The sequence below is a fragment of the Halorussus salinisoli genome, assembly GCA_005239435.1.
Lineage (GTDB): Archaea > Halobacteriota > Halobacteria > Halobacteriales > Haladaptataceae > Halorussus > Halorussus salinisoli.
The window spans coordinates 799,499-822,940 of the sequence record SZNP01000001.1; the positions used below are offsets into that span (position 1 = coordinate 799,499).

At 65.6% G+C, this 23,442-nt stretch carries 25 protein-coding genes; 12 read left to right on the forward strand and 13 right to left on the reverse strand.

Annotated elements, in window-relative coordinates:
• Positions 1-219: 219 nt before the first annotated feature.
• The gene (locus E2484_RS08345; protein ID WP_137284741.1) at positions 220-888 is read left to right on the forward strand and encodes a hypothetical protein; all 669 of its coding nucleotides are present in this window, start codon (positions 220-222) and stop codon (positions 886-888) included.
• On the forward strand, positions 885-1,400 hold the full coding sequence (locus E2484_RS08350) for a hypothetical protein (RefSeq protein ID WP_137284742.1): 516 nt from the start codon (positions 885-887) through the stop codon (positions 1,398-1,400). The genes E2484_RS08345 and E2484_RS08350 overlap by 4 nt, the downstream gene beginning before the upstream one ends.
• A 247-nt stretch (positions 1,401-1,647) precedes the next feature.
• On the opposite strand, the gene E2484_RS08355 is transcribed toward E2484_RS08350, so the two are convergent.
• Together E2484_RS08355 and E2484_RS08360 are read right to left on the reverse strand one after the other, a co-directional pair.
• Positions 1,648-2,733, reverse strand: a complete 1,086-nt coding sequence (locus E2484_RS08355; RefSeq protein WP_137284743.1) for an archaeosine biosynthesis radical SAM protein RaSEA — start codon at positions 2,731-2,733, stop codon at positions 1,648-1,650.
• Between the two features lie 531 nt (positions 2,734-3,264).
• Positions 3,265-3,690: a VanZ family protein gene (locus E2484_RS08360; RefSeq protein WP_321112156.1), complete on the reverse strand. Its 426-nt coding sequence runs from the start codon at positions 3,688-3,690 to the stop codon at positions 3,265-3,267.
• Between the two features lie 157 nt (positions 3,691-3,847).
• Here E2484_RS08360 and E2484_RS08365 point away from each other — a divergent pair, with 157 nt between their 5' ends.
• From E2484_RS08365 to E2484_RS08375, 3 genes are all read left to right on the forward strand, one after another.
• Positions 3,848-5,779 carry an aldehyde ferredoxin oxidoreductase family protein gene (locus E2484_RS08365; RefSeq protein ID WP_137284745.1) on the forward strand — a complete coding sequence of 644 codons (1,932 nt, stop codon included), beginning with the start codon at positions 3,848-3,850 and terminating at the stop codon, positions 5,777-5,779.
• Positions 5,780-5,885: 106 nt separating this feature from the next.
• Positions 5,886-6,374, forward strand: a complete 489-nt coding sequence (locus E2484_RS08370; RefSeq protein ID WP_137284746.1) for a GNAT family N-acetyltransferase — start codon at positions 5,886-5,888, stop codon at positions 6,372-6,374.
• Between the two features lie 185 nt (positions 6,375-6,559).
• Positions 6,560-7,843, forward strand: coding sequence for a trans-sulfuration enzyme family protein (locus E2484_RS08375; RefSeq protein ID WP_137284747.1), 1,284 nt, complete (start codon positions 6,560-6,562; stop codon positions 7,841-7,843).
• 18 nt (positions 7,844-7,861) lie between these two features.
• On the opposite strand, the gene E2484_RS08380 is transcribed toward E2484_RS08375, so the two are convergent.
• The 4 genes from E2484_RS08380 to E2484_RS08395 are packed head-to-tail and all read right to left on the reverse strand — an operon-like array spanning position 7,862 to position 9,175.
• Positions 7,862-8,221, reverse strand: a complete 360-nt coding sequence (locus tag E2484_RS08380; protein ID WP_137284748.1) for a hypothetical protein — start codon at positions 8,219-8,221, stop codon at positions 7,862-7,864.
• 31 nt (positions 8,222-8,252) lie between these two features.
• Positions 8,253-8,522 (reverse strand): hypothetical protein, encoded by a 270-nt coding sequence (locus tag E2484_RS08385; protein WP_137284749.1) that lies wholly within the window; start codon positions 8,520-8,522, stop codon positions 8,253-8,255.
• Complete coding sequence (locus E2484_RS08390) at positions 8,523-8,792, reverse strand: ubiquitin-like small modifier protein 1 (protein WP_137284750.1); 270 nt, start codon at positions 8,790-8,792, stop codon at positions 8,523-8,525.
• A complete protein-coding gene (locus E2484_RS08395; protein WP_137285337.1) occupies positions 8,792-9,175 on the reverse strand; it encodes a hypothetical protein in 384 nt (127 codons plus the stop codon). The genes E2484_RS08390 and E2484_RS08395 overlap by 1 nt, the downstream gene beginning before the upstream one ends.
• Before the next feature lie 243 nt (positions 9,176-9,418).
• On the opposite strand from E2484_RS08395, the gene E2484_RS08400 reads away from it, so the two are divergent.
• Positions 9,419-9,889 (forward strand): ubiquitin family protein, encoded by a 471-nt coding sequence (locus E2484_RS08400; RefSeq protein WP_137284751.1) that lies wholly within the window; start codon positions 9,419-9,421, stop codon positions 9,887-9,889.
• A 1-nt stretch (position 9,890) separates the two neighbouring features.
• Positions 9,891-11,126, forward strand: a complete 1,236-nt coding sequence (locus E2484_RS08405) for a hypothetical protein (protein ID WP_137284752.1) — start codon at positions 9,891-9,893, stop codon at positions 11,124-11,126.
• 22 nt (positions 11,127-11,148) lie between these two features.
• Here E2484_RS08405 and E2484_RS08410 read toward each other — a convergent pair whose 3' ends face one another.
• The 7 genes from E2484_RS08410 to E2484_RS08440 all read right to left on the reverse strand — a co-directional run bounded on the left by E2484_RS08410 (position 11,149) and on the right by E2484_RS08440 (position 18,575).
• Positions 11,149-12,024, reverse strand: a complete 876-nt coding sequence (locus E2484_RS08410; RefSeq protein ID WP_321112161.1) for a GNAT family N-acetyltransferase — start codon at positions 12,022-12,024, stop codon at positions 11,149-11,151.
• A gap of 383 nt (positions 12,025-12,407) precedes the next feature.
• Positions 12,408-14,159 carry an archaeosine synthase subunit alpha gene (gene arcS / locus E2484_RS08415; RefSeq protein WP_137284753.1) on the reverse strand — a complete coding sequence of 584 codons (1,752 nt, stop codon included), beginning with the start codon at positions 14,157-14,159 and terminating at the stop codon, positions 12,408-12,410.
• A 153-nt stretch (positions 14,160-14,312) separates the two neighbouring features.
• Positions 14,313-14,696 (reverse strand): SPW repeat domain-containing protein, encoded by a 384-nt coding sequence (locus E2484_RS08420; RefSeq protein WP_137284754.1) that lies wholly within the window; start codon positions 14,694-14,696, stop codon positions 14,313-14,315.
• Positions 14,697-14,856: 160 nt separating this feature from the next.
• Entirely contained in the window at positions 14,857-15,540 is a 684-nt protein-coding gene (locus E2484_RS08425) for a helix-turn-helix domain-containing protein (protein WP_137284755.1), read from the reverse strand.
• A gap of 98 nt (positions 15,541-15,638) precedes the next feature.
• Positions 15,639-17,105 (reverse strand): tRNA guanosine(15) transglycosylase TgtA, encoded by a 1,467-nt coding sequence (gene tgtA, locus E2484_RS08430; RefSeq protein WP_137284756.1) that lies wholly within the window; start codon positions 17,103-17,105, stop codon positions 15,639-15,641.
• Between the two features lie 69 nt (positions 17,106-17,174).
• Positions 17,175-17,936, reverse strand: a complete 762-nt coding sequence (locus tag E2484_RS08435) for a metallophosphoesterase family protein (protein WP_137284757.1) — start codon at positions 17,934-17,936, stop codon at positions 17,175-17,177.
• Positions 17,937-18,002: 66 nt separating this feature from the next.
• Positions 18,003-18,575 carry an NUDIX hydrolase gene (locus E2484_RS08440; protein ID WP_137284758.1) on the reverse strand — a complete coding sequence of 191 codons (573 nt, stop codon included), beginning with the start codon at positions 18,573-18,575 and terminating at the stop codon, positions 18,003-18,005.
• A gap of 274 nt (positions 18,576-18,849) precedes the next feature.
• Between E2484_RS08440 and E2484_RS08445 the strand changes: the two genes are divergently transcribed.
• The 5 genes from E2484_RS08445 to E2484_RS24850 are packed head-to-tail and all read left to right on the forward strand — an operon-like array spanning position 18,850 to position 23,398.
• Positions 18,850-20,184, forward strand: coding sequence for a sugar ABC transporter substrate-binding protein (locus E2484_RS08445; RefSeq protein ID WP_137284759.1), 1,335 nt, complete (start codon positions 18,850-18,852; stop codon positions 20,182-20,184).
• A gap of 36 nt (positions 20,185-20,220) precedes the next feature.
• A complete protein-coding gene (locus E2484_RS08450; protein WP_137284760.1) occupies positions 20,221-21,144 on the forward strand; it encodes a carbohydrate ABC transporter permease in 924 nt (307 codons plus the stop codon).
• Positions 21,141-22,061 (forward strand): carbohydrate ABC transporter permease, encoded by a 921-nt coding sequence (locus tag E2484_RS08455; protein WP_137284761.1) that lies wholly within the window; start codon positions 21,141-21,143, stop codon positions 22,059-22,061. The genes E2484_RS08450 and E2484_RS08455 overlap by 4 nt, the downstream gene beginning before the upstream one ends.
• A 33-nt stretch (positions 22,062-22,094) precedes the next feature.
• Positions 22,095-23,237 carry an ABC transporter ATP-binding protein gene (locus E2484_RS08460; protein ID WP_137284762.1) on the forward strand — a complete coding sequence of 381 codons (1,143 nt, stop codon included), beginning with the start codon at positions 22,095-22,097 and terminating at the stop codon, positions 23,235-23,237.
• Positions 23,234-23,398, forward strand: coding sequence for a hypothetical protein (locus E2484_RS24850; RefSeq protein ID WP_170977273.1), 165 nt, complete (start codon positions 23,234-23,236; stop codon positions 23,396-23,398). The genes E2484_RS08460 and E2484_RS24850 overlap by 4 nt, the downstream gene beginning before the upstream one ends.
• Positions 23,399-23,442 lie beyond the last annotated feature (44 nt).

The window sequence follows — 23,442 nt, forward strand, 5'->3', positions numbered from 1 at the left end:
ACCGAGGACTTTGTTATCCGGGAGGTATCCGCCGAGTAGGGACGGCTTAGAGTACCGAAACGGGTGTTGAATTCGAGTAGCGTGTCACATCCCTGTAGGAGAGTTAGCACTTCGTCGGTCACGTCGGGGTCCGTCGCCACGACGTAGGTTTCCGACGCTCTTCTCTTCCCCGGAACTCCGACAGAAGACATTTGTCGGACGACCACTACTTCTCGGCCGATGCCCTCCAGACGACGCCTCCTCCGGATTTGCGCCACCGGACTACCCCTCGGAGTCGCTGGCTGTCTCGGAACCGGCGGCGAGTCACCGGACGAAACGGCCCGAACCACCGGAACCGAGACGACCGACTCCGGTACCGAGACGATGTCCGACCCGGGAACCGAGACGTCTCCCGGGCCCGAGACCACCGCCGTCGGCCCGCCGCCCGAGGTCCGGGAGGTCGAACCCGACGCCGTCGCCGACCGCGGCGTCCCCACAGGACCGAACGTCGAATCGACCGCCGAGCAACCCTTCCTCGCGTTCGCAGTCGGCGACCGGGACGACGTGGCTAACCCCGACGACAACCTGCCCCACCTCGTCTGGGTCTGGAACGACACCGACGACTCGCAGGAGGTCGGAGTCGCAGTCACGACTGGCGGAACGACCCTGCTGGACGAACGCTACGAGTTCCCGGCCCGTGCCGCACTGGGTTTCGAACTCCGCGAGCCGAGACCGTACGAGTTCACGGTCCGCGCGAGCGACCGCGAGGAGACGGTCGGCGTGGAGCGGTCGCGATTCGACTGCAACGACTCGGCCACCGACGTGATAGTCGAACCGGACGAAATTCGGGAGTTCTCGATTACGACCGATCTGGCCTGTTCGACCGCGACCGCTTCCGAGACGTCATGAACCGACGCCGCCTCCTCGCTGTCGGCGGGTCGGCGCTCGCCGCGTCGGTCTCGGGGTGTCTCTCGTCGGTGCCTCTCGTCGGCGGGCCGCCCGAGGTCCGCGAGAAGTCGGGCGAGTCCCTCGACAGGAGTGTTCCGCCAGCCGTGACCGACCTCTCGGCGGACTCGACGGTCACGACGCTCGTTGTCGGCCGGGGGAGTAACCCCCATCAGGTCTGGGTGTGGAACGAGACCGGTGAAACGCAGGAACTCGCTATCGAAATCGGCAAGCCGGACGCAGCACCGTGGGTCCGCCGGAGCTACGACTTCGGTGCCGACGCGAATCTCGCCATCGACTTGCGGGACGCCCGTCGGTACGCGGTTACGGTTTGGGTCGGCGGCCGCGAGAGGACGGTCGAAATCCCCGAGGCGCGGTTCGACTGCAACGACTCGGCCACCGACGTGTTGGTCCGTGGGGACGAGATGGAGACGACGGGTATCACGACCGACATGGGCTGTGGCGGTCTCTGGTAGAGGGGTTCGATTTTGGACTGCGAACACCGAATACGACGACACGCTAGCTTCGGGCCCGAGCAAATCATACCGCACCTCGGACCTCCCCAACCTCCTCACTCCCGCGCTACGCGCGGTCGTTCGTCCCTCGCACGAGTCGCTCCTTCGCTTCGCTCGTCGCTCCCGCGCGCCTGGATGAAGAAGTAGAGGAGTAGCTGAAAGAGTAGGTAGTAGCTAAAAGAGTAGGAAAGAAGCTGAAAGTGCTACTCTATCGCGCCAGCGGCAGGCTGAAGCTCTTCTCGCGCTCGACGACGGCCTCCCACGTCGCCTCGCAGTCGCACGAGACTTCAGAGAACACCGAGGGGTCCTGGCGGAGGTCGAAGTCCTTGATGGCCTTCTGAACCCGGTCGTCGCACTCGCCGCAGTTGTGCGGGCCGCGGTCGCTCCCGTGGCCCACCGGGTCCGAAACCACGATGGCGTCGGCGTCGGCGGTGTCTTCGAGGACTTCGGCGACCGACCAGAGCCACGGCGGGCGGTAGCCGTCCCGGAAGTAGAGTTGGTCGACCATGGTGTACCGCTGGACGTTGGTCGGATTCATCGAGACCGTGTGGGCGTACTCGGCGCACCGCCGGACGGACGACTTCATGTCCTCGATGGCCTCCGATTCGCTGAGGAACGGCGGCTTCATCAGGAGGTAGGCCTTGATGCCCGCTCCGGCGGCCTCGGCGTGTTCGCTCGCCTCGACGAAGTCCTCGAAGTCGAAGTACTTGTTCACGCAGTCGTGGCGCACGCGGTCGGTCGCTGTTTCGAGGCCGATCGCCACGTCGGTGTCGAGACCCTGCTCGGTGAAGTCCTCGATTTTCTCCTGCTCCACGAAATCCGGGAGGCTCTCGACTACGATTCGCTCGCGGTCGGCGAACGTTTCGGCGATGGCCCGTCGGGTCTCCGCGCCTACCTCGCGCTCGTCGAGGAACGACCCGGAGGTGTAGATTTTGATGAGACCCGACTCGCCGTCGGCCTCGCCCGCCTCGATTTTCTCCCGTTCGTGGTCGAGACAGACCTCTATCTGGTCCATCAGCGCGTCGTGGGCCACCGACCCGCCTTCGACCGACTCGGCGACGTAGCCACACATCGTGCAACCCCCGGCGCGCGCCCACCGACACCCGCCGGTGTTGAGGATGATGGTGAGGCTCTGGTAGACCCCGCCCGGCGTCCGGTCTTCGTCTATCCAGACTCGCGTCGGCTCGTGGGGGTCGTAGGTTTCGTCCTTCTCCGCGCGAATCTCGCGCATCACCTTGTTGTGGGCGTCCATCCCCCGGCCCTGCTCGTAGACGTCGGGCGTCGGCTTGCTCATTACCGGCGGGTAGCGGCCCTGCGCGTAAATCGGCTTCGGGTCCGAGTCAGAAACGTCTCGTGACCGTTCCGGCACTCGACATCCCTCTATTCCGGCGCGCGCTGGCGCGACCCGCGGTTTGGGTCGCGCCAACCGTGCGAGGGACGACTGAGCGAAGCGAGGGAGGGGCTGGGGAGGTGTGAGGCCGTTGCGGTGCTGTGCGGGGCGGTAACTCCTTGGAGTCGGGAGTAGCTAGCGCATTCTCGGCGGAAACAGCGAGAAGCTAGCTACTCCCGACTCCTATCATACCGCACCTCAGACCTCCCCAGCCTCCTCACTCCCGCGCTTCGCGCGGTCGTTCGTCCACTCGCGCGCGCGTTGTTCGCGCGTGCCAGAATATATAGAGCAATATGGAACTACCACAGGGAAATATGGAGAGGTTACCAAGAAATGTAGAGATATCATAGAGCAGTGTAGGAATATCATAGAACAATATAAAAACACCTCAGAACACGGCTGACGAGAACGAAAAACGAAATTCGGGATAGACCGCTACGTCTCCGATTCCGACCGGCGTTTCGACTGGGACCGACCCACGAACCCGACGAAGGCGCGCCAGCCAAGAACCGCCATGCCAGCGCCCACCGCGTCGGCTACCATGTCGGCGACCGAGAAGGACCGGGCCGCGAGCGGGGCCTGCACGAACTCGATGCCGACGCCGTACCCGACAGCGAGCAGGCCCGCGAGCGCGGCCACGACCGTGGGACTGCGGCCGGGCGCGAGTGCGCTCGCGAGCGTCCCGGCGAGCGCTGCGTACGCGAGCGCGTGGAGCCACTTGTCCATCCCGAACGTCCCGAGCGGGCCGAGCGACGGCACCCCCGACGACGGTGGGTCCAGAACCGAGGCGAAGAAGATACCACCGGCCACGACCGCGACCGCGACCCACCGGAGCCACGTCGGCGGTCGAACTGCGTCCATCTCCATCGTCCGAGCGTTGACACCTGCCGCGCTAAAAGGCGGCGGTCGCTGGCGGCGACGCCCGACTCCCGCACTCGACCGACGTAACCGATACCAGTTACCCTTTCAAGGCAATCACTAACACGTTTCCGGCCCAATACAAGTATAGACCGTTACTATGACCGACCTCGGCGGATTCCAAGACCACGTCGCTCGTATCGACCTCAGCGACGAAGGAGTAGACTACGAAAGCATCGACGACGAGGACGCCCAGAAGTACATCGGCGCGCGCGGCCTCGGCGTGAAGTACGTCTTCGACCAAGGACCGGACGTGGACCCACTCGGTCCCGACAACCTCCTCGCGTTCATGAACGGTCCGCTGACGGGGACCCAGACCGTGATGAGCGGTCGAATCGCGGTCTGTACCAAGTCGCCGCTGACGAACACCGTCACCGACTCCCACCACGGCGGTTGGTCGGGCGCGCGACTCAAGTGGGCCGGATTCGACGGTCTGCTGTTCGAGGGGAAGGCCGAGGACCCCGTCTACGCCGTCGTCGAGGACGGCGAAGTCGAGTTGCGAGACGCCTCCCACGTCTGGGGCCGGGGCGTCCACGACACCATCGAGGAACTCGGCGACGAGGTGGACGGACAGGTCGGCAAGAACCTCTCGGTGATGGCCATCGGGCCGGGCGGCGAGAATCAGGTCCGCTACGCCTGTATCATGAACGAAGACGACCGAGCGTCGGGCCGCGGCGGCACCGGCGCGGTGATGGGGTCGAAGAACCTCAAGGCCGTCGTCGTCAAGTCCTCGACCAAGATGCCCAAACCCGCCGACCAGGAGACCTTCCAGGAGGGCCACAAGCAGGCGATGCAGGTCATTCAGGAGTCGGACGTGACCGCCCCGAACGAGGGCGGCCTCTCGATGTACGGCACCAACGTCCTGATGAACCTGACCGAGGAGATGGACGGCCTGCCGACGCGGAACGCCCAGTACACCTCCACCAGTAGCGAACGGGAAGACGACAGCGACGAACCGAACATCGAAGCCGAGAACGTCTCTGGCGAGAACGTCCGGGAGAACATCCTCGTGGACGAACCCACCTGTCACTCCTGCCCGGTCGCATGCAAGAAGGAGGTCGAAGTCGACGTCCACCACAAGGGCGAGGACCACAACATCCGGATGGAGTCCTACGAGTACGAGTCGGCGTGGGCGCTCGGCCCGAACTCGATGAACGACGACCGCGACAAGGTCGCCATGATGATAGACCGGTGCAACGACATGGGCGTCGACACCATCGACGTGGGCAACACGATGGCCATGGCGATGGAAGCATCCGAGGAGGGCCACCTCGACGAAGGGTTGGACTGGGGCGACGCCGACACCATGATAGAGATGATAGAGCGCGTGGCCCACCGCGAGGACGACCTCGCGGACCTCCTCGCAGAAGGGGCCATGCGCGCCGCGGAGGAACTCGGCGACCCGGACATGTCCCTCGACGTGAAGGGCCAGACCATGGCGGCCTACGACCCCCGGTCGATGAAGGGCATGGCCATCGGCTACGCCACCTCGAACCGCGGTGCCTGCCACCTCCGGGGATACACCCCCTCGGCGGAGATTCTGGGCATCCCGAACAAGGTCGACCCCCACGAACCCGAGGGGAAGGGCGAACTCTGCGCGACGTTCCAGGACCTCCACGCCATCAGCGACTCGTTCGACATCTGCAAGTTCAACGCCTTCGCGGAGGGCATCGAGGAGTACGTCATGCAGTACAACGGGATGACGGGCCGCGACGTGAGCGAGGAAGAACTCATGGAGGCGGGCGAGCGCATCTACAACCTCGAACGCTACTACAACAACCTCGTCGGCTTCGACGGGAGCGACGACGACCTGCCGGTCCGCTTCGTGGAAGGCGAACCCAAGGCAATCCCCGGCCGCGGCGGTTCCGAGGGCCAACTCGTGGAACTCGACCAACTCAAAGACGAGTACTACGAGGTCCGCGGGTGGGAGGACGGCGTCGTCCCCGAGGAGAAACTGGAGGAGTTGGGCATCGACGTAGGGCCGGGAACCGGCGTGAGCAGTGGCGGTGCGGCGGCCTCCGGCGACGACTGAGGCTCTCTCCCGCGTTACGTCGCTCGTTTTATCTTCTCATCCTTCAGCGACGATACGAGACGAAACCGACCGCTACGGCTAACCACGATCCGCGCTAACACCGACCATGGAAATTCGAGAAGCCACCGACGACGACGTCTCGACCATCCGGTCGGTCGCCCGCGAATCGTGGCGGAAAGCCTACGCCGACGTGGTACCGGAGTCGGTCATCGAGGACGCGGTTTCGGAGTGGTACGCCGACGAGACGATGACGAGAATCATCGCCGACGACGAGCAGGCGTGTCTGGTCGCTACCGACGACGACGGGGAAATCGTCGGTTTCTGTCACGGCGCGACCCAGAACGGCGAGGGCGACATCCTCCGCCTGTACGTCCACCCCGACCGATGGCACGAGGGTATCGGGACCGACCTGCTGGAGGCGATGGAGGAGCGACTGACCGACATGGGTGCAGAGCGGATGCAGGCGATGGTGTTGGCCGACAACGAGATGGGCAACGCTTTCTACGAGGACCACGGCTTCGAGAAGCGCGACGAGGCCGAGACCCAACTCGACGGGACGACTCGCACCGAGAACGTCTACGTCCGCGCCCACTGAACAGGGGTCTCCGGACGATCGCGCGCGATTTCATACGGTCTTGTTCGGACGTGAAATTTCCGCTACGCGGGCGGCAATAACTGCCGGTATTTGCGACGGTAATATTCATACCGTTCAGATTCTTTCGGCGCATTATTTAGTCGAAGGAATGAAATAGCTCTGCGTCGGACGTTCGATGGTTGTGTATGTCCTCCGAAAAATCGACTGGGGCTGACGACAGACGGTTCGAGACGCTTTCCGTGACCTACGGCGAGGAGCCGGACCTGTCGAACGCAGGTGACGTCACGTCGCCGATTCACCTCGCATCGACGTACGCGGTAGACGGCATCGACATGGACACCGCGCTCGAAGACCTGGACCCCGAGGCCGACGAGTTCCTCTACACTCGGCTGTCGAATCCGACTCGCCACGCCGTCGAGAAGCGGGTGGCGGCGCTCGAAGGCGGCGACCACGCGATGGCGTTCGCGTCGGGCACGAGCGCGATCGTCTCGACCGTGATGGCCGCGGTCGAACCGGGCGACCACGTCGTCGCCTTCGAGGACCTCTACGGCGGCACGAACACGATGCTCAAAGAGCTGTTCCGCGACAAACTGAACGTCGCGGTGGACTTCGTGGACGCGACCGACCCCGAGACGGTCCGGGCCGCGACCACCGACGAGACCGCTCTGCTCTGGATGGAGACCCCGACGAACCCCCTCCTGCGGCTCTGTGACGTCGAAGCTATGGCCGCCATCGCCGACGAGTACGACGCCCTCCTCGGGGTGGACAACACCTTCATGGGACCGTACTTCCAGCGACCGCTCGAACTCGGCGCGGACGTGGTGGTCCACAGCACCACGAAGTACATCAACGGTCACAGCGACTCGCTGGGCGGCGTGGCCGTCCTCTCGGACGACGAGTACGCCCAGGAGATCGGCTTCCTCCAGCAGGTCGGGATGGGTAACGTGATGGCCCCGTTCGACGCCTACATGGTCCTGCGAGGACTGAAGACCCTGCCTCTGCGCATGCGCCAGCACGAGACCAACGCCGCGGAGGTCGCGGCCTACCTCGAATCCCACGAGGCGGTCTCGGCGGTCCACTACCCCGGTCTCGACTCCCATCCCCAGCACTACCTCGCCAACGACCAGATGGACGGTCACGGCGGCGTCCTCTCCTTCGAAATCGACGGCGACCTCGAAGCCGTCGAACGGTTCGTCGCCGCGCTGGAGGAGTTCACCCTCGCGGTGAGTCTGGGCGGCGTCGAGAGCCTGATCGAACATCCCGCGAGCATGACCCACTCGCCGCTTCCGGCCGAGGAGCGCGCCGAGTTGGGGATTACCGACAGCCTGCTCCGGGCCTCTGTGGGCGTCGAACACCCCAAGGACCTGATCGCGGACCTCGAACGCGGATTCGAGGCGATGAGCGAGGCGTCCGAATCGACCGCGGACGCCGAGGCCGAAGCGCCCGAGGCCAGTCCCGGCGACGATTAGGACCCGAGAGCGGCGGTTTCAGGCCCCGACGACGACCGCCTCTCGCACCTCCAGGGCGGTCTCGAACTCCTCGCGTCGGTCCTCGCGCCTGCCGACCCGGAGCAGTTGCTCGGCGTTCGCGCGGGCCACGGTCTCGCGCTCCCGGTCGGACCAATCGAGGTCCTCTCCGACTCGCTCCCAGAACCCCTCGGGCACGAGGAAGATGGTCCGCACGTCGTCCTCGTGGACTCGTTCGTACTGCCTGCGGAGTTCGTCGGCCCGGACCTCCACCGCTCGGCGACCCTCGGCCACGAGGTCCGGCACGCGCTGGCCGCCCACGCTGGCCTTCGCCGCGGTGAGAATCAACACCTGCCCCTCGATTGGATTCTCGGTTGTCATGATCGCTGACTCGGATTCGGGCCGGTCGCGTTCATCCGCCCGCTCGCATCGCCTTCTGCGAGAAGTCCGCGACGAGCGAGTCGAGCGTCGCCTCGTCGCCCTCGAAGACGACCGTGACCTCGGTGAGTTTCACGGACGGGCCGATTTCGACCTTCTCCGACGAGATGCTGGCCCGCCAGTCGTCGGCCACCACGTCGCCGTCGCCTTCCGGGTCGCCGCCCTCGATGTCGCCACCGAGGTTCGAGAGGTACCGACGTGCGAGGCGCTCGGAGATGCCCCGATAGGACTTCTCGACGCGCATCTATCCACCCGCGACCGGCGGGAAGACGCTCAGCGTGTCGCCGTCGTCGAGACGGGTGTCCACGCCCTCGATGTGAACCACGTCCTTGCCGTTCTTCATCACGGACAACTGGGTTCGGAGGTCGCCGTCTTCGAACAGGTCGAGCCCGTACTCGTCGGCGAGGTCGTGTAGCACGTCGCCGACGGTGGTGTCGTCGGGGTACTCGCGTTCGAGGGTCTTCTGGCCGACCGCCTCCCGAAAGTTGGCGAAGAAGCGCAGTTCCAGCGCCATTATCGCCCCGGTCGGATGCCGTCGCTCACGATGCGGGCGTGGCGCTCGCGGTCGATGCGCTCGCCGAGGTCCTCGTGGTCGTACAGCTGCTGCATCAGCGCGCCCATCAGGTCGCGCCACGCCATCGCGTAGATGGGCGACTGGCCCCACGCGCGCAACTCGGCTACGAAGTCGTCGTATTGCTCCCACCGGTTCTCGAACCGTTCGAGCGCGTCAACCACTGCGCCCGCGGCGTCGTCGTCGCTGTCGGCGTCCGCGATGGCGCGGTTGAGTCGTCGTTCCCACCCTTCGACCGCCCGTTCCATGTCGCGGGCGGCGTCCTCGCCGTCGGCCGGGAGCGATTCCGTGATGGGACCGGGCACGGAAAGCGTCAGTTCGTCCATGCCCGCCTCTTGGCCTTCTTCGCTCAAATACCTACGGCCCTCGGCAGCGTTCGGAGGCGGGTCGCGCCGACGGCACGACGACGCCGACGCTCGCCAACCGAGAATTGAAAATATTGCTTTAGCTATTGTAGATATGGTTACAGCGATTGCAGAACGTACCGAAACGTACGTCACGGCTCTCCCGGCAGACTCCCGAACGTGTTCGCACTGGCCTATTCCCCGACGGAGCGCGTACGTTCGGACATGAACGACGGAGAGGCGCGGACCGCCGAGACGACCGAGCGACGGGAACGAGCGCCGGAGCGACGGGACCGAACGGCGGAACGAGGAGACGAAACCGCCGCGAGTCCGACCGAGACCACCGTCGAGGTCCGATGCACCGGTCACGTTCGGACCGCGATCGGCGAGTCGAAGTTGGAGTTCACCTTCGAGGGGACCACGCTCCGGGACTTCCTCGACGCCTTCTTCGCCGAGTACGACGTGAAGGACCTGCTCATCGCCGAAACCGAGGACGAGGCGTCCACCAGCGGGTGGGCCGACCCGCCCGACGACCTCCCGGGAACGTGGAAGAAGAACCCCGAAGGCGAACAGACCCGAACCTACGCCCGCGTCACGGTCGACGGTACGTTCAACGAACACCTCGCGGGTCTCGACACCCGCCTCGACGACGGCGACCGCGTCGGACTTATGTATCCGTTCATCTTCTGTTGCTGACATGGGTGCAGGAGCAGTGACGCGGTGGGCGCGGCGGTTCGTCGCGGCGAGTGCGGTCTTCCTCGTCGCGTGGCAGGTCGCCGCGTTCGGCGCAGTTCTCCCGGCGCAGACCGGCGTCGCCGTCCCCCGCCAGACCCAGGTCGCGCTCGCCGTCTACGGGTTCGTCCTCCACACCGTCTTCGGGAAGGTCTACTCGCTGGTCCCCTCGTACTTCGACCGGTCGCTCGCGCTCCCGCGCGCGCCTGCCGTCCACTTCCCGCTCACGACGGTCGGCGCGGTCGGACTCGCCGTCGCTCCCGTCGCTGGCGTTCCCGAAGTCGTCGGCGCTCTCGGCGCGCTTCTCTGGACCGCTGGCGTCGTCGTCTTCGTCTCGGCGCTCGCGTGGACGCTCCGCGACAATCCGACCGGCCGCGAGACCGGGACGAGCGACGCCAACGCCGACCGCAGGCCGGTCGACCGCTTCGCAAACGCCTTCGTGCCGGTCGTCCTCGCGTATCTGCTCGTCGGGTCCTACGCCACGCTGACCCTCCACCTCGAACTCCCGGGGTTCGCGTCGCTCGGGTTCGCGCGAACGGCCCACCTGCTGGCCGCGGGCACCGCCGCGCTCCTCGTCTTCGCGGTCGGATTCCGTCTCTTCCCCCGGTTTCTGGTCGGCTCCCCGCCGCGAGCGCTGGTCGGCGTCGTCCTGCCCGCCGGAGCGACCGGTCCCGCAGTCCTCGCGTGGGGTCTCTATCGGGGCGCGTGGTTCCGCGCCGGGGCGGTCCTCGAAGCCCTCGCCGTCGCGGGGTTCGCACTGGCCTACGCCGTCCTCTTCGCTCGCTCGGAGCGCCGCCGGGTCGGCTTCTACGCGGTCCTCACCGGAGTCGCGTCGGGCGTCCTCGGCGTGCTGGTCGGCCTGTACTTCGCGTGGGGTAGCTTTGCCACCTTCACGTTCTCCGGGACCGGGTTCGGACTGGTCGAGACCCACTTCCGACTCAACGTCCTCGGGTTCCTCGGCCTGACGATCGTCGGCGCGACCTACCAGTTCTATCCGCCTACGGTCGGCACGTTCCCCGGCGCGTCCGACCGGACCGCGCTGGCGTCGGTCGCGCTCGTCGGCGTCGGCCTGCTCGCGGAACTCGTCGGTGTGCTGGCCGTGGAGCAGGCGGACTCCGCGGTCGTCGCCGGTCGCGCGAGCGCGCTGGTCGGGGCACTCCTGTTCGCGGGCCTCCTCCTCGGCGTGTTCGCCGAGCGGTGACTCCCGCGCTGCTCGCCGCGCCCTACCGCGCTCCGTCTCCGTCGAGTCGCTTCGCCATCTGCACCTCGTCCACGAGTTCGTCATCGACCTTGTAGTGGTCCGCGCGTGTCGCCTCGCGCGTCCACCCGTGTTCGTCGAGCATGTCGAGCGCCTCCTCGTTGGTCGCCGGGAGGCTCTGGTACACCTTCAGGTAGTCGCCGTCGTCGGCCCACGCCATGCCGCACTCGAGTAGCGTGCCACCGACGCCCTGCTCGCGGTACTCGGGAGCGACGCCGACGGTGAGTTCGACGGTGTGGTCCCGCGCCGGGAGTTCGAATCCCTGTAGCTGAACCCAGCCGACGATTTCCCGGTTCTGGCCGTCTCTCTCGTCGTCCTTGTTCGCTTCGTCTCCCTCGACTTTCTCCGCCACGAACACCATCCGGGACTCGCGCTCGTTGCGCCGAATCAGCGCACCGTCTTGTTCGATAGCCTCGGCCACGCGCTCGTCGACGACGATCGCTCCCTCGTCGGCGACGTCGCGGATGAGATCGGCGACCGCACGCCGGTCGTCTTCGCGCGCCGGTCGAACCTCGTACTCGAACTCGTCGGTCTCGTGGGACTCGGTCTCGGCGTCGGGTTCGACCGAGAGTCTCCCGTCGCGCTCGGTGAGGTGTCCGGAGTCGGTCAGCGCCGCGACGTGGCCGTTGAACTCCTCGACCGGCAGGCGAACCGACGGCTCGGTCCCCGACCGGGCGGGCTTGGACTCGGCGCTCTCCGAGACCCGAACCGCGTCCCGGACTTCCTCGCGCGTGGCCGACCCGTGGCGCTCGACGTACCGGTAGATGCGACCCCGGACGTCGCTCTCGAACTGTAGTTGCGGTGTCGCCATGTCGATGTCGAGTACGCCGTCGGCTACCATAGTTATCGTCCTGATACGCCAGATTATGCAGTCGATACACGGGGCGGGAGACGACTCACCGACCGGCGTCGAACGGCGACGTTAGCGCCACTGTCCGTCGTCCTCGACGCAAATTCGCTCGCCGTCGAGAAGTGGGTCCCACTCGTCTCCGACCGGCTCGCAGAGGTCAGGAAGTTCGTCGGAGTCTCCACTGATGAACACTCCGACCGCGGGGGGTCTCCGTCCGGTGAACGACGTTCGTCGTCGTCAGTTGCCACGGAAACTCCTCCTCGGCCACGAACTGTCGTTCTCGTCACCAACACCCATCGAGCGGGCGGTCGCCGAAAGCGGTCCGTTCCGGGCCACGGCCCGGATTCGTCCCGTCCTCCGATTCGAACTCCCGGCTACTTCTCCTCGACGTGTCGGACCGAGGTCGCGATTCCGCGCGTACTCTCGGCCATCTCGGGACCGGACATCTCGGCCCGGCCCACGGCGAACGCCTTCGGGCCTTCGACGACGACCTCGTCGCCGACTCGGATGTCGGCGTCGGCGTCCACGACGCCCGGCGCGAGGACGCTTCCGTGCGGCGCGAAGGCGTCGATTTCGACGCGCTTGGTCGGGGCCGCCGACTCGACCCAGTGCCGAGCGCCCGCGAGGGTGAACGAGAGGACGCCGTACTGGGGAACCATCGCGGCGAGTTGCTCGCCCTCCCGGTCCTGTACGCGGAGTTTGGGATACCGGGCCTCGGTCTGCACGTCCTCGAAGAGGGCGTCGCCCGAACCCTCGCCGAACTGGTAGTCGGCGATAGCCTTCAGGGTGTTGTGCTGGCGCTCGCGCTTGCCGTACTTGAGTTCGCCGTCGAGGGTCCGCATCAGGTTGCCGAGCGATTCGGTCGTCGTGGGGTGGTCTTCGACGGTGTACTCGAACTCCATCCCGAGTTCGGCCTCGACGCGTTCGCAGACCTCGCGGTAGCCCTCCGGCGGAACGTGGGCGATTACCCGGGGGTAGTCGTTGCGTTCGAGGTAGCGCCGGAGCACTTCGGCGACGAACTGCTTTTCGTCCTCCGACCAGCGACCCGTGACCACCGAGTCGTAGTGCTGGGCGGGGTAGGTGAGTTCGAGTTCCTGCGGGACGACCCCGATTGGCGAGGTCATCGAGACGGTGTGGCCTCGGAACTGGATGGCGTCGTGGAACTGACCGTGGCTCTGGGACTCGCTGTAGGGTTTCGCGGCCGAACAGGGAACCAGCACGAGAGGGTTGTCGAACCGGTTCCGATAGCGCGTCGTCACCCGGTCGGCGAACCGCTTGATTTCGACGCGCTGGAGGGTGTCTTCGGTGGTGGCCGAGAGTTCGGCGTCCCGGATGAGCGGCGTGCGCTGTTCGAGGTAGTTCCACTGCTGGTCGAACTCCCGGAAGGCGGCGGTCAGCCACTGCTCGTGGCGGGCCTGGCCTTCGAGGTAGTCCCGGAGTCGGCCCGCCCGGACGCGCTCGCGGACGACGCCCAACTCGGCCCGGAGGGCGTTCTCGTTGTGGTCGGCGCAGTCCTCGCGGGTGAACTCCGAGACGGGTTTCCGGCAGGCCGGACAGGCACAGGGGAGTTCCGTGAGGTCTTCGAGGTAGTGGGTGCCCTCCGAGGTCAGGTACTTCCCCTGGGTTCCGGCCACGACCGCTCGGTCGGTGTCCACGAGGTCCACCCCTGCGTAGACCAGCGTGGCGACGTTCGCGGGGGTCGCCACGCCCGGCAGGTAGAGCGCGCTGTCTGCCGGAATCGCCTCGCGGGTCTCGACGATGGCGTCCTCGAAGCCAGCGCCGTGGCCGACGAACCCCTGCGCGCCCGAGAGGACGTAGGCGTCCGCGCCGTGGTCGTCGGCAGTCTCCGGAGCGACGACTGCGGCGCTCGGGTAGTCCACGTCGGGGTACTCCACCGCGAAGGAGTCCATCACCTCCTCGTCGGTTCCGCTCGGGAATCCGCGGTGGGGTAGAACCGTGAGTTCGTCGTCGCTCCCCTCGGGAACCTCCCGGTCGGCGGTCCAGAGGCTTCCCGCGTCGGCGAGAAGGTCGTCGGCGACTGCGGGCGTCGTCACGGGGTCCGCGAGGCGCAACTCGGCGATTCGCGCCGGGCCGTCGCGCTCGTGGACCTCCAAGTAGTCGGTCATACCTGCCGGTCGGGGGCCGAGAGGCAACTATCTTGCGAGACGCGACTCCGGTTCCGGAGCCTTTCAGAACGTCGGAACCGGTGGATGCCCCCGAAGTGGTCCCGGAGCGTCGGACCCGGCGTGGGACCGACCGGGGTCGTCGTCACGTCGTCGTCACGTCGTCGGCGCGGTCGTCTCTTCGCGCGTCTCGGAGCTAGTGATGGCGTTGTAGCCACCGAATATCGCGACGAGCGCACCCACGACGATTGCGTTCCAGAACGCGACGCCGGTCGTCGTCCAGACGAACGCCGCGACTATCGTCCGAACTCCGAGCAGTGCGGTCAGTCCGCTACTCCACCGGGGAGTCGCGTCCTCGTCGGACGCCACGTAGTAGCCGTAGGCTCTGGGGATAGCGATAGCCGCACCGACTATCAGGTCGTTCCAGTAGTTCGCACCGCTGACACCCCACACGAACGTCGGCACGAGGAACAACCACAAGCCGAGTAGCACGTTCGCGCCGGAAAGCCACTTCGACGCTGCGTTCACTCTCGCACTCATGGTTTATCACCTCGTTCGGGGTGTTCGTCCCGGTTCGGACGTAGGGAAAAAACTCCCAATAAAATGGTTTCGACTCTCCCAGTCGGAAGTGACGGCGTAACCGTCGTTCAATCCGGGTTTGAAGCGCCGGCCTTCCCGAAACGGGCGTCGGTTCCCGTGATTACTCGACGGTCTGCTCGTGGTCGCGGCTATCGACGGCCCCGACCGTCAGCACGTTAGCGACGAGGTTCCCGTGACCTCGCCGGAGTCGTTCCGAGAGGGCCTGATGGGAGATGCCGAGTTCGTCGGCGAGGGTTCGCGCCGAGGTGTCGCGGGGGACCTCGTAGTAGCCGGTTTCGAGCGCAGTGGTCACGGCCTCGTACTGCTGGGTCGTCAGTCCGTGCTGGCTCTGCGTCTCCCGGTGGTCGAGTTCGTGAATCTGCTCGATGTCCGTGTCGAGGTCGCGGTCCAGACAGAACTCGTGGGTCTGGGAGACGGCCTCTCGGTCGGGAAACAGGATGCGGAGGTGCCACCGCTGGTCTCGGCCGTGTGCCTTCAGGATGGCGGCCCCGTGTTCGGTCATCGAGTGGAGCAGGACTTCGACCGACTCGACCCACTCCATCTGGTAGAATCGTCCGTCGGCGAGTTGGGTGAGTCGCTGCTCGTTCTCGACCGAGGGGTCCTCGGCGAGTGCGTCCTCGAAGGCGTCGAGGTTCTCGCCCGCGGCCCAGACGAACGGCATGATGCGGTTCTCGTCGTGGGCGACGACGCGCTCGGCTTCGACCTCCACGTCGGGGACTCGCGGGAGCGTCTCCCGGAGCGCGAACGTCTCTGCGGGAATGCCGAGTTGCGCGATGGTACTCATGTAGCGATGTATCACGACCAGCGGGATAGGGCTTGTAGCCGATTGCTTGCCAGTGTCGGGACTCGAACGAGGGACGAACCGTCGTCCGTCGGGCGCGATTACTCGGCCAAATCGACCAACTTCACGCGGTCGAGCACCAGCGCCAGCGCGCTCTCTGGCCAGTCGTGGTAGGCCAGCGTGAACTCCGTCTCGGGGTTCGCCTCGGCGAGGCGGGCCACTCCCTCCGCGGCCGACCGGTACCCTTCGCCGTCCATCTGCTCGGGGACCTCCGCGGTCAGGGGGTAGGTCTCCGAGAGGTCGCGCGGGAACGGACCGAACGGGGCCACGACCCGCCACGACTCGTCGTAGCGGTCGCTTGGGCCGCCTTCGGTCAGGAGGACTCGACCCTCGGGGTTCAGTCGTTCGAGGCGGTCGTGGTGGCGGACGACCTCTGGTCTGCGCGAACTCTCGCCCGAGAGGTAGAAGAACGCGCTCTTCGAGACCGAGTCCTCGCGCTCCAACTGCTCGGCGTGGTTCGTCAGCGCGCGGTAGCCGTCGAGCATCGCGGGGTGGGCGCGGGCGCGGGTCTCGACCAGTTCGAGCAGGTTCCCCGACCGCAGGGCCTGCTTGATAGTCCGAATCTCCCGGAACGTGACGTGGAGGTTGTGTTCGGCGAGCAGTTCCTCGCGCTCGCGGTCGGCCAGTCCTCGAACCTCCGCCGGGGCGTACTCCGCGCAGACCGGGCACGAGCAGGGGAAGTAGTCGAGGTCCTCTAACTGCTCGGTGCCCCGGACCGTGAGATACCTGTCGTCGCGGGCGTAGAGCGCGTAGGCCGCCGAGTCGAAGAGGTCACACCCCATCGCCACGGCGAGAGCGAACATCATCGGGTGGCCCGCGCCGAAGAGGTGAACCGGCGCGTCCACGCCGAGGCCCCGCTTCGCTCCGGCAACCACGTCCACCATCTCGGCGTACCGATAGTCGTTCATCAGGGGGACGACCGCGCCGACTGGAAATACGTCAAGGTCGGTGGCTTCGGCGTGGCGGCCCGCGTCTTCCCGCAGGTCGGGGTAGGTCGAACCCTGCACGGGCGCGTTCACCAGCATCTCGCCAACGTCCACGCCCTCGGCGACTTCGAGGCGCTTCTGCGTCGTCGCCAGCTCCTCGGCGGCCTGATCGCGGGGCACGTCCGGCGGCGTGGGGATGTCCACGGGCGTCCCGATATCGCTCCCGACGTCGTGCTGGAACTGGAGGATTTCGGGCGTGGTCACGTCGATTTCGCCGTACTCGGCGAGTTGGAAAGACCCGGAGTCGGTCATGATGGCCCCGTCGAACTCCAGCACGTCGTGGAGACCCCGGTCGAGCGCCTCGTCGCGGTAGTCGTCGCTCCCGTAGAAGATGTAGGAGTTGGTGATGAGTATCTCCGCGCCGAACTCGGATTCGAGCCGCGAGGGTTCGACGGTTTGCACGTGGGGATTGACGACCGGGAGAAGCGCGGGCGTCTCGACGGTCACGCCGGCGCGGGGGACCGTCAACTCCCCGATGCGACCAAGTCCGTCCTGGTCGCGTATCTCGAAGTTGTCTCTCATTGGCGCGCTATTGCCGGAGGAGTTGGGTAAGGGTTCCGTTCTCGGGTTCCTCGCTGCCGCCGGGAGTCGTCAGATCGGCACCTCGAACGTCCTCGTCATGCGGTCGCCCTCGACGACTCGGACGGTCAACCGGTCGTCGATGGTCACTTCTGCGTACGTCCCCGTGACGTCCGATTCCGGTCGTTCCTTGCCGAACGCGTTCACCGTGAAGTGGTGCGTCCCGCGGTAACGCGTATAGTCGGTCTCGTGGAGGTGGCCGTTGAAGACCGCGAGCACGCCGTCTCGGTGTTCGATAACGCGATTTACTTCCGCTTTGTTCCCGCAGAACGCCCGCTCCGGCGTCTCGCCGAACCAGTAGTTGTCACGTAGGTCGTGGTAGTGGACCGGGTGATGCACGAACAGCAGACGGTCGTCCGTTCCGTCGAGTTCGTCGTCGAGGAACGCCAGTTGTTCGTCGGTCACCTCGCCGCGCGCTCCCGAGAGCCACGGTGCGGCACTGTCCAGGTACAGCAGGTCAGTGCCGTCGATGCGACCCCAGCGGTCCTGGTCCAACAGCGCCGCGAGTTCGTCCGACGAGAGGTTCTCGACGTCGTGGTTCCCCGCCAAGAACGTGACCGGCGAGTCGAGGTCGTCGAGCGTCTCCGCTACCGCCCGGACGTGCTCGCTATCCCGGTCCGCCGACCCCTCGTCTTCGATGAGGTCGCCGAGTACGACCGTCACGTCCGGTTCGAACGAATCGTCGAACCGGTCGACGACGCCCGAAAGTTCCTCCAGGACCGACTCGCGGTTCTCGGACTGCAGGTGGATATCCGATACGAGACCTATCTTCATCCCGTCGGCCCCACGACCTACGAGAAGTTGAGTACTCCGGCCCGGAGACGCGTGCGATTGAGAAGGCTACTGGTCGGTAGTTCCGAACGCCTCGTAGTACAGTACCCCGAGCGTCGTCCGACCGTCTCGGATCTCTCGCTCGGCAACGTGGGCCCGAAGGTCGTCTAGCGTCGTCGTCTCCACGCGAATCGACTCATTGTGGTCCAACTCCTGCTCGGCGGTCGGCGTACACCCGCGGGCGACGAAGAAGTGCAGGACCGAGTTCGCGATTCCGTTCGCGGGTTCGACGCTGGTCAGGAACTCCACGCGGTCGGCCTCGTGGCCGGTCTCCTCGCGGAGTTCGCGGTGGGCCGCCGCCCCGCGGTCGTCGTCCTCGGGTTCCATCCCGCCGACCGGGAGGCTCCGATTCACCCGCCGGACGGCCTGTCGCCACTCCTCGATGACGACGACTTCGCCGTCGGGCGTGAACGGCAGGACGACGACGCTCTCGGGTTCCGCGAGGTAGTCGAAGTCGGTCTCGGTGCCGTCGGGCAGTCTCACTTCCTCGTGCTCCACGTCGAACCCGGGACAGGAGTACGCGATACGGGAGTCGAGGAGCTCCCACGCGAGCGGGTCGTCGGTCGGTGCGTCGTCGGACATGAGGGGCCGTTCGCCGGCGGAGCGGAAAAGTCCGGCCGTTCGGCCGCGACGCTCCGGCCGACCTCGACGGACGGCTGGTCGTGACTGTTCGCTCCCGTTATTAGCCGGTGTTCGTTTCTGTTTGCTTCTGCCGTCTGTCGGTGAAGGCCCCGAAATATCTCCGATTTCGTACGCGTCTCCGACCGATTCCGAACCAATTGGTGATTGGTACTGACTGAACGTGACTGGTTTTGCGCAAATTTTAAGTCGTTGCTGTATATGTTTATGAACGTCTATGGCAGACAACCGTTCACGGACGAGACGACGATTCATCACTGGTGCCGGCACGGCCGGCGTCGCCGCGCTCGCGGGCTGTAGCGGCGGAAACGACGACTCTACCGAAACGACGACCGACGGCTCCAGCGGCACGACCGTCGGCACCACGATGTCAGGTGGCGAGATGGCAGACAAGATCGTGTTCTACAACGCCGGGAGCCTGAAGTACGACCCCGGGACCGCGGAGAACATCAAGCGGTTCGAGGAGGAGACCGGAATCAAAGTGGAAGTGAACGAGGTCCCGTGGAACAACCTCAAGACCAGCCTCACCACCATCTGGCGGAACAAGGGAAGCAAGGTCGACGCGTTCAACGGGCCGACCTGGTGGCTCGCGGACTTCGTCCGCTCGGGCTGGCTCGAACCCATCGGACTCGACGACGACCACATGGGTAAGTTCCCCGACAACCTCCGGAGTCTGGTCACGTTCGACGGCCAGACGTACATGGCGCCCGAGTTCGGCAAGTGGGGCACGTACCTCTACGACCAGCAGTACCTCTCGGAGGAGGGCTTCGACTCGCCCCCGGACACGTGGGACGACGTGCGCGAGATGGGCAAACAGCTCTCGGGCGAGGACAAGTCCGGCTTCGCGTTCACGTGGGGCAACAAGGACGTGTTCTCGTTCAAGCAGTTCCTCTACCAGGCCGGCGGACAGCTGTTCACCGACGACTACGAGCCGACCTTCGTCGAGGACGGCAAGAAGGTCCTGAACTTCCTCACCGACCTCCGCGAGGAAGGCGTCCTCCCGGACGGCATCTCGAGCCTCGGCGAAGGCGGGGTCGGCGACGCGTTCGTCGCGGGCCAGTACGCCACGGTCGAGTCGTGGACGCCGCTGGGCTCGCGGGCGCTCGGTGCGGACGGCTGGGGCGAGGAGCGCCTCGGCAGTGCCAAACCGCCCAAGGGCCCCGGCGGCTCGCGCTCCACCTTCCAGGACACCAACGGCATCTCGGTGTCGGCCTTCTCCAAGCGCAAGGAGGCCGCCAAGGAGTTCGCGCGGTTCATGACCACTCGCAAATCCTCGAAGACCAACATGCTCGTCGAGGGCAATCCCGCAGTCGTGCCCGAAGTGTACGAAGACTCCGAGCTCCAGTCGGAGTACCCGTCGTGGCTGCTCGAGGACATGAAGTACAACCTCCAAAACGCGAAGAGCGAGACGTACCTCGCTCAGCCGCAGGTCGACGACTACCTCTCCGAACAGATTACGCCGGCGTTCCTCGGCGACAAGGACCCCGAGAAGGCGCTCACGCAAGCCCAGGACAACATCGAGCGTCTCTATCAGGACATCGGTATCCTGTAATCCGGCCACCCCTCTCCAACGTATCATACTTCACTGATGACACAGACGGACCAATCGATACGACGGTTACTCGACAAGCTGTTCGTCCCGCTAACGGTGGGGCCGACGCTCCTCTGGATAGCTGGTATTATCGTCTACCCGACGGCGAAGCTGTTCTGGTCGAGTCTCTTCTTCCAGAACCCGATTACGGGCGCGAAGGAGTTCGTCGGCCTCCGGAACTTCCGACGACTCCTACTGGGCGACGGCGGGGCGCTCCTGAACCCCAGCTTCGTTTCGTTCACGCGAAACACGCTCATTTACGTGGGGTTCAGCGTGACCATCTCGTTCCTGCTGGGGCTCGGTATCGCCATCCTGTTGAACAAGGACCTGAAGGGTCGCGGCTGGCTCCGAACCGCGGTCATCGTGCCGTGGGTTCTGCCCTACGTGATGAGCGGGCTGATGTGGCGCTGGATGTTCCAGACCCAGTACGGCGCGATAAACGGCGTCCTCGTCCAGTCGGGCCTGTTGGGAGACAAAATCGCGTTCCTGTCGGACGGAACGCTGGCGATGATGGCGCTCATCATCGCGGACGTGTGGGTGTTCACGCCGTTCATCATCATCATCCTGCTCGCGGGCCTCCAGAACGTGCCCGAACAGCTCTACGACGCGGCGGAGGTCGACGGTGCGAGTCGGTGGTCGCGCTTCCGGAACGTCACGTATCCGTTCCTCAAGCCGTCCATCCTCGTGGCGCTGACCATCCGCATCATCTTCGACATCCGCGCGCTCGACCTCGTCTGGGTCATGACCCAGGGCGGCCCCGGCAAGGAGACCGAGGTGTGGGCGTCGTGGCTCTACCGGACCGCGCAGGTGTTCGGCAAGCCCGGTGAAGGCGCGGCGCTCGGCGTCGTGATGCTCGCGATCACGTTCGGCATCGTGGCCGTGCTGTACAAGATATTCGGCGAAACTCCCTACGAATCATGAGTACGGAAACGTCTCGACTCGGCCGATTGACGGACAGTCTCGGCCTCGACGCGGACAACGAGTGGCCGAGCGTGGTGCGGGAGCGACTGGTGTCGTACGGCCTGCTCGGGCTGTACGTGTTCGTGGTGTGGTTCCCCATCTACTACATCCTCATCACGAGCTTCAAACCCACCTCGGAGGTCCTCTCGCTCCCGGTCACGTTCTACCCGCACGACGCGACGATCCAGAACTACGTGGACATCTTCAACAACCGACCGTTCGAGCTGTACACGCTCAACAGCCTGATAGTGGCCAGCACCACCACGGTCATCGTGGTGACGCTGGGAACGCTGTCGGGATACACGTTCTCGCGCTACGACTTCGTGGGCAACAAGGCGCTCCTGCTCAGCATCATCGCGGCGCGTATGATTCCGCCCATCGCGCTCATCGTCCCGTTCTTCCAGATAATGTCTCAGCCGCCGCTCGTCGGCGGCATCACGGGAAGTCTCTACGACACCAGAATCGCGCTGATCTTGACGTACACGTTCTTCAACCTGCCGTTCGCGGTGTGGATAATGAAGAACTACTTCGACGGCGTGCCCGAGAGCCTCGACGAACAGGCCAAGGTCGACGGTTGTTCGACGTGGGAGGGGTTCGTGAAAATCATCCTCCCCGTCGCGAAGCCCGGCATCGCCGCGACGGCGATTCTGGCGTTCATCTTCTCGTGGAACGAGTTCGTCTTCGCGCTCGTGCTCACGTCGTCCGAGCAGGCCCAGACGCTTCCCATCGCGGTGAGCCTGTTCGTCGCCGACGACTTCGTGGACTGGGCGCACCTCGCAGCCGGCGGGATGATAGCCGCGCTCCCCGGCATCCTGTTCGGCCTGTTCTTCCAGCGGTACATCGTCAGCGGCCTCACGCAGGGAGCGGTCAAAGAATGATTTCGGAACACACGACAGACGACGGTGGTATCGATGGCTGAAGTAACGCTCACGGACCTCGTCAAGCAGTTCGACGACGTGGTCGCGGTCGACGGCGTCTCGCTCGACATTCCCGACGAGAGCTTCACGGTCCTCGTCGGACCGTCGGGGTGCGGCAAGACGACGACGCTCCGACTCGTCGCGGGTCTCGAACGCGCCACCGACGGCACCATCGAGATCGGCGGTGAGGTCGTCAACGACAAGCGGGCCTACGAGCGCGACATCGCGATGGTGTTCCAGAACTACGCGCTCTACCCGCACAAGTCGGTCGAGGAGAACATGCGGTTCGGTCTCGAACAGCAGGGGACCGACGACGAGATAATCGAGGAGCGCGTGGCCGACGCCGCGCAACTCCTCCAGATAGAGGAGTTGCTCGACCGCCGACCGTCCGAGCTGTCGGGCGGCCAGCAACAGCGAGTCGCGCTCGGCCGGGCCATCGTCAGGGACCCCGACGTGTTCCTGATGGACGAACCCCTCTCGAATCTCGACGCCAAACTGCGGGTCCAGATGCGGGCCGAACTCAACAAACTCCACGACGAACTCGACACCACCACGGTCTACGTCACCCACGACCAGGTCGAGGCGATGACGCTCGGCGACCAGATAGCGGTGATGGACGCCGGGGAGATTCAGCAGGTGGGACCGCCCACGTTCGTCTACGAGAACCCGCGGAACACGTTCGTCGCGGACTTCCTCGGAAGCCCGTCGATGAACTTCCTCGAAGGCGACCTGCGCCGGGACGACGGCGAGTTCCTGCTCGATATCGGTCCCATCGAACACGAAGTGCCCGCCGGGTACCACGACGCGCTCGCCGGTTACGACGGGGAACGCGTCGTCCTCGGCGTCCGGCCGGAGGACGTGACGCTCCGGCCCGACGGTATCCCCGTGACCGTCAACGTCGTGGAACCGCAGGGCGAGAAGACCGTCCTCGAACTCACGCTCGGGGACGAGACCATCAAGGCCTCGGTCGACCCCGGCGTCGCGGTCGAGTCGAACGACCGCGTGAGCGTCGAGTTCGACCGGGAGTCGGTCCACTACTTCGACGCGGCGACCGGCGAGTGCCTCAACTTCGCGCCCGAGGACGAACCCGCGGTCGACTCCGATTCGACCGCAATCGCGGGCGGAAGCGAAGCGTGAATCTGGGGAACGTGAGCGCGCCCACCGCGGTGCTGTCGGCGCTCGGCGGGGTCCTGACCGCCATCGCCGCCGCGAACTACGCCCTCGGCGTCTACGGCGGCGCGACGGTCGCCGGAATCGGCGGCGTCGTCTCGTTCGCGTTCGTCCTGCTGGTCGAGTGACGAACGCGTTCGAGCGAAAACAAAAAGGGTCCCGAACACTTCCA

Bases quoted from the DNA above. Each gene is read 5' to 3' on its own strand.
- E2484_RS08345 (WP_137284741.1), top strand. From the start codon at position 220: ATGCCCTCCAGACGACGCCTCCTCCGGATTTGCGCCACCGGACTACCC.
- E2484_RS08350 (WP_137284742.1), top strand. From the start codon at position 885: ATGAACCGACGCCGCCTCCTCGCTGTCGGCGGGTCGGCGCTCGCCGCG.
- E2484_RS08355 (WP_137284743.1), bottom strand. From the start codon at position 2,733: ATGAGCAAGCCGACGCCCGACGTCTACGAGCAGGGCCGGGGGATGGAC.
- E2484_RS08360 (WP_321112156.1), bottom strand. From the start codon at position 3,690: ATGGACGCAGTTCGACCGCCGACGTGGCTCCGGTGGGTCGCGGTCGCG.
- E2484_RS08365 (WP_137284745.1), top strand. From the start codon at position 3,848: ATGACCGACCTCGGCGGATTCCAAGACCACGTCGCTCGTATCGACCTC.
- E2484_RS08370 (WP_137284746.1), top strand. From the start codon at position 5,886: ATGGAAATTCGAGAAGCCACCGACGACGACGTCTCGACCATCCGGTCG.
- E2484_RS08375 (WP_137284747.1), top strand. From the start codon at position 6,560: ATGTCCTCCGAAAAATCGACTGGGGCTGACGACAGACGGTTCGAGACG.
- E2484_RS08380 (WP_137284748.1), bottom strand. From the start codon at position 8,221: ATGACAACCGAGAATCCAATCGAGGGGCAGGTGTTGATTCTCACCGCG.
- E2484_RS08385 (WP_137284749.1), bottom strand. From the start codon at position 8,522: ATGCGCGTCGAGAAGTCCTATCGGGGCATCTCCGAGCGCCTCGCACGT.
- E2484_RS08390 (WP_137284750.1), bottom strand. From the start codon at position 8,792: ATGGCGCTGGAACTGCGCTTCTTCGCCAACTTTCGGGAGGCGGTCGGC.
- E2484_RS08395 (WP_137285337.1), bottom strand. From the start codon at position 9,175: ATGGACGAACTGACGCTTTCCGTGCCCGGTCCCATCACGGAATCGCTC.
- E2484_RS08400 (WP_137284751.1), top strand. From the start codon at position 9,419: ATGAACGACGGAGAGGCGCGGACCGCCGAGACGACCGAGCGACGGGAA.
- E2484_RS08405 (WP_137284752.1), top strand. From the start codon at position 9,891: ATGGGTGCAGGAGCAGTGACGCGGTGGGCGCGGCGGTTCGTCGCGGCG.
- E2484_RS08410 (WP_321112161.1), bottom strand. From the start codon at position 12,024: ATGGTAGCCGACGGCGTACTCGACATCGACATGGCGACACCGCAACTA.
- arcS (WP_137284753.1), bottom strand. From the start codon at position 14,159: ATGACCGACTACTTGGAGGTCCACGAGCGCGACGGCCCGGCGCGAATC.
- E2484_RS08420 (WP_137284754.1), bottom strand. From the start codon at position 14,696: ATGAGTGCGAGAGTGAACGCAGCGTCGAAGTGGCTTTCCGGCGCGAAC.
- E2484_RS08425 (WP_137284755.1), bottom strand. From the start codon at position 15,540: ATGAGTACCATCGCGCAACTCGGCATTCCCGCAGAGACGTTCGCGCTC.
- tgtA (WP_137284756.1), bottom strand. From the start codon at position 17,105: ATGAGAGACAACTTCGAGATACGCGACCAGGACGGACTTGGTCGCATC.
- E2484_RS08435 (WP_137284757.1), bottom strand. From the start codon at position 17,936: ATGAAGATAGGTCTCGTATCGGATATCCACCTGCAGTCCGAGAACCGC.
- E2484_RS08440 (WP_137284758.1), bottom strand. From the start codon at position 18,575: ATGTCCGACGACGCACCGACCGACGACCCGCTCGCGTGGGAGCTCCTC.
- E2484_RS08445 (WP_137284759.1), top strand. From the start codon at position 18,850: ATGGCAGACAACCGTTCACGGACGAGACGACGATTCATCACTGGTGCC.
- E2484_RS08450 (WP_137284760.1), top strand. From the start codon at position 20,221: ATGACACAGACGGACCAATCGATACGACGGTTACTCGACAAGCTGTTC.
- E2484_RS08455 (WP_137284761.1), top strand. From the start codon at position 21,141: ATGAGTACGGAAACGTCTCGACTCGGCCGATTGACGGACAGTCTCGGC.
- E2484_RS08460 (WP_137284762.1), top strand. From the start codon at position 22,095: ATGGCTGAAGTAACGCTCACGGACCTCGTCAAGCAGTTCGACGACGTG.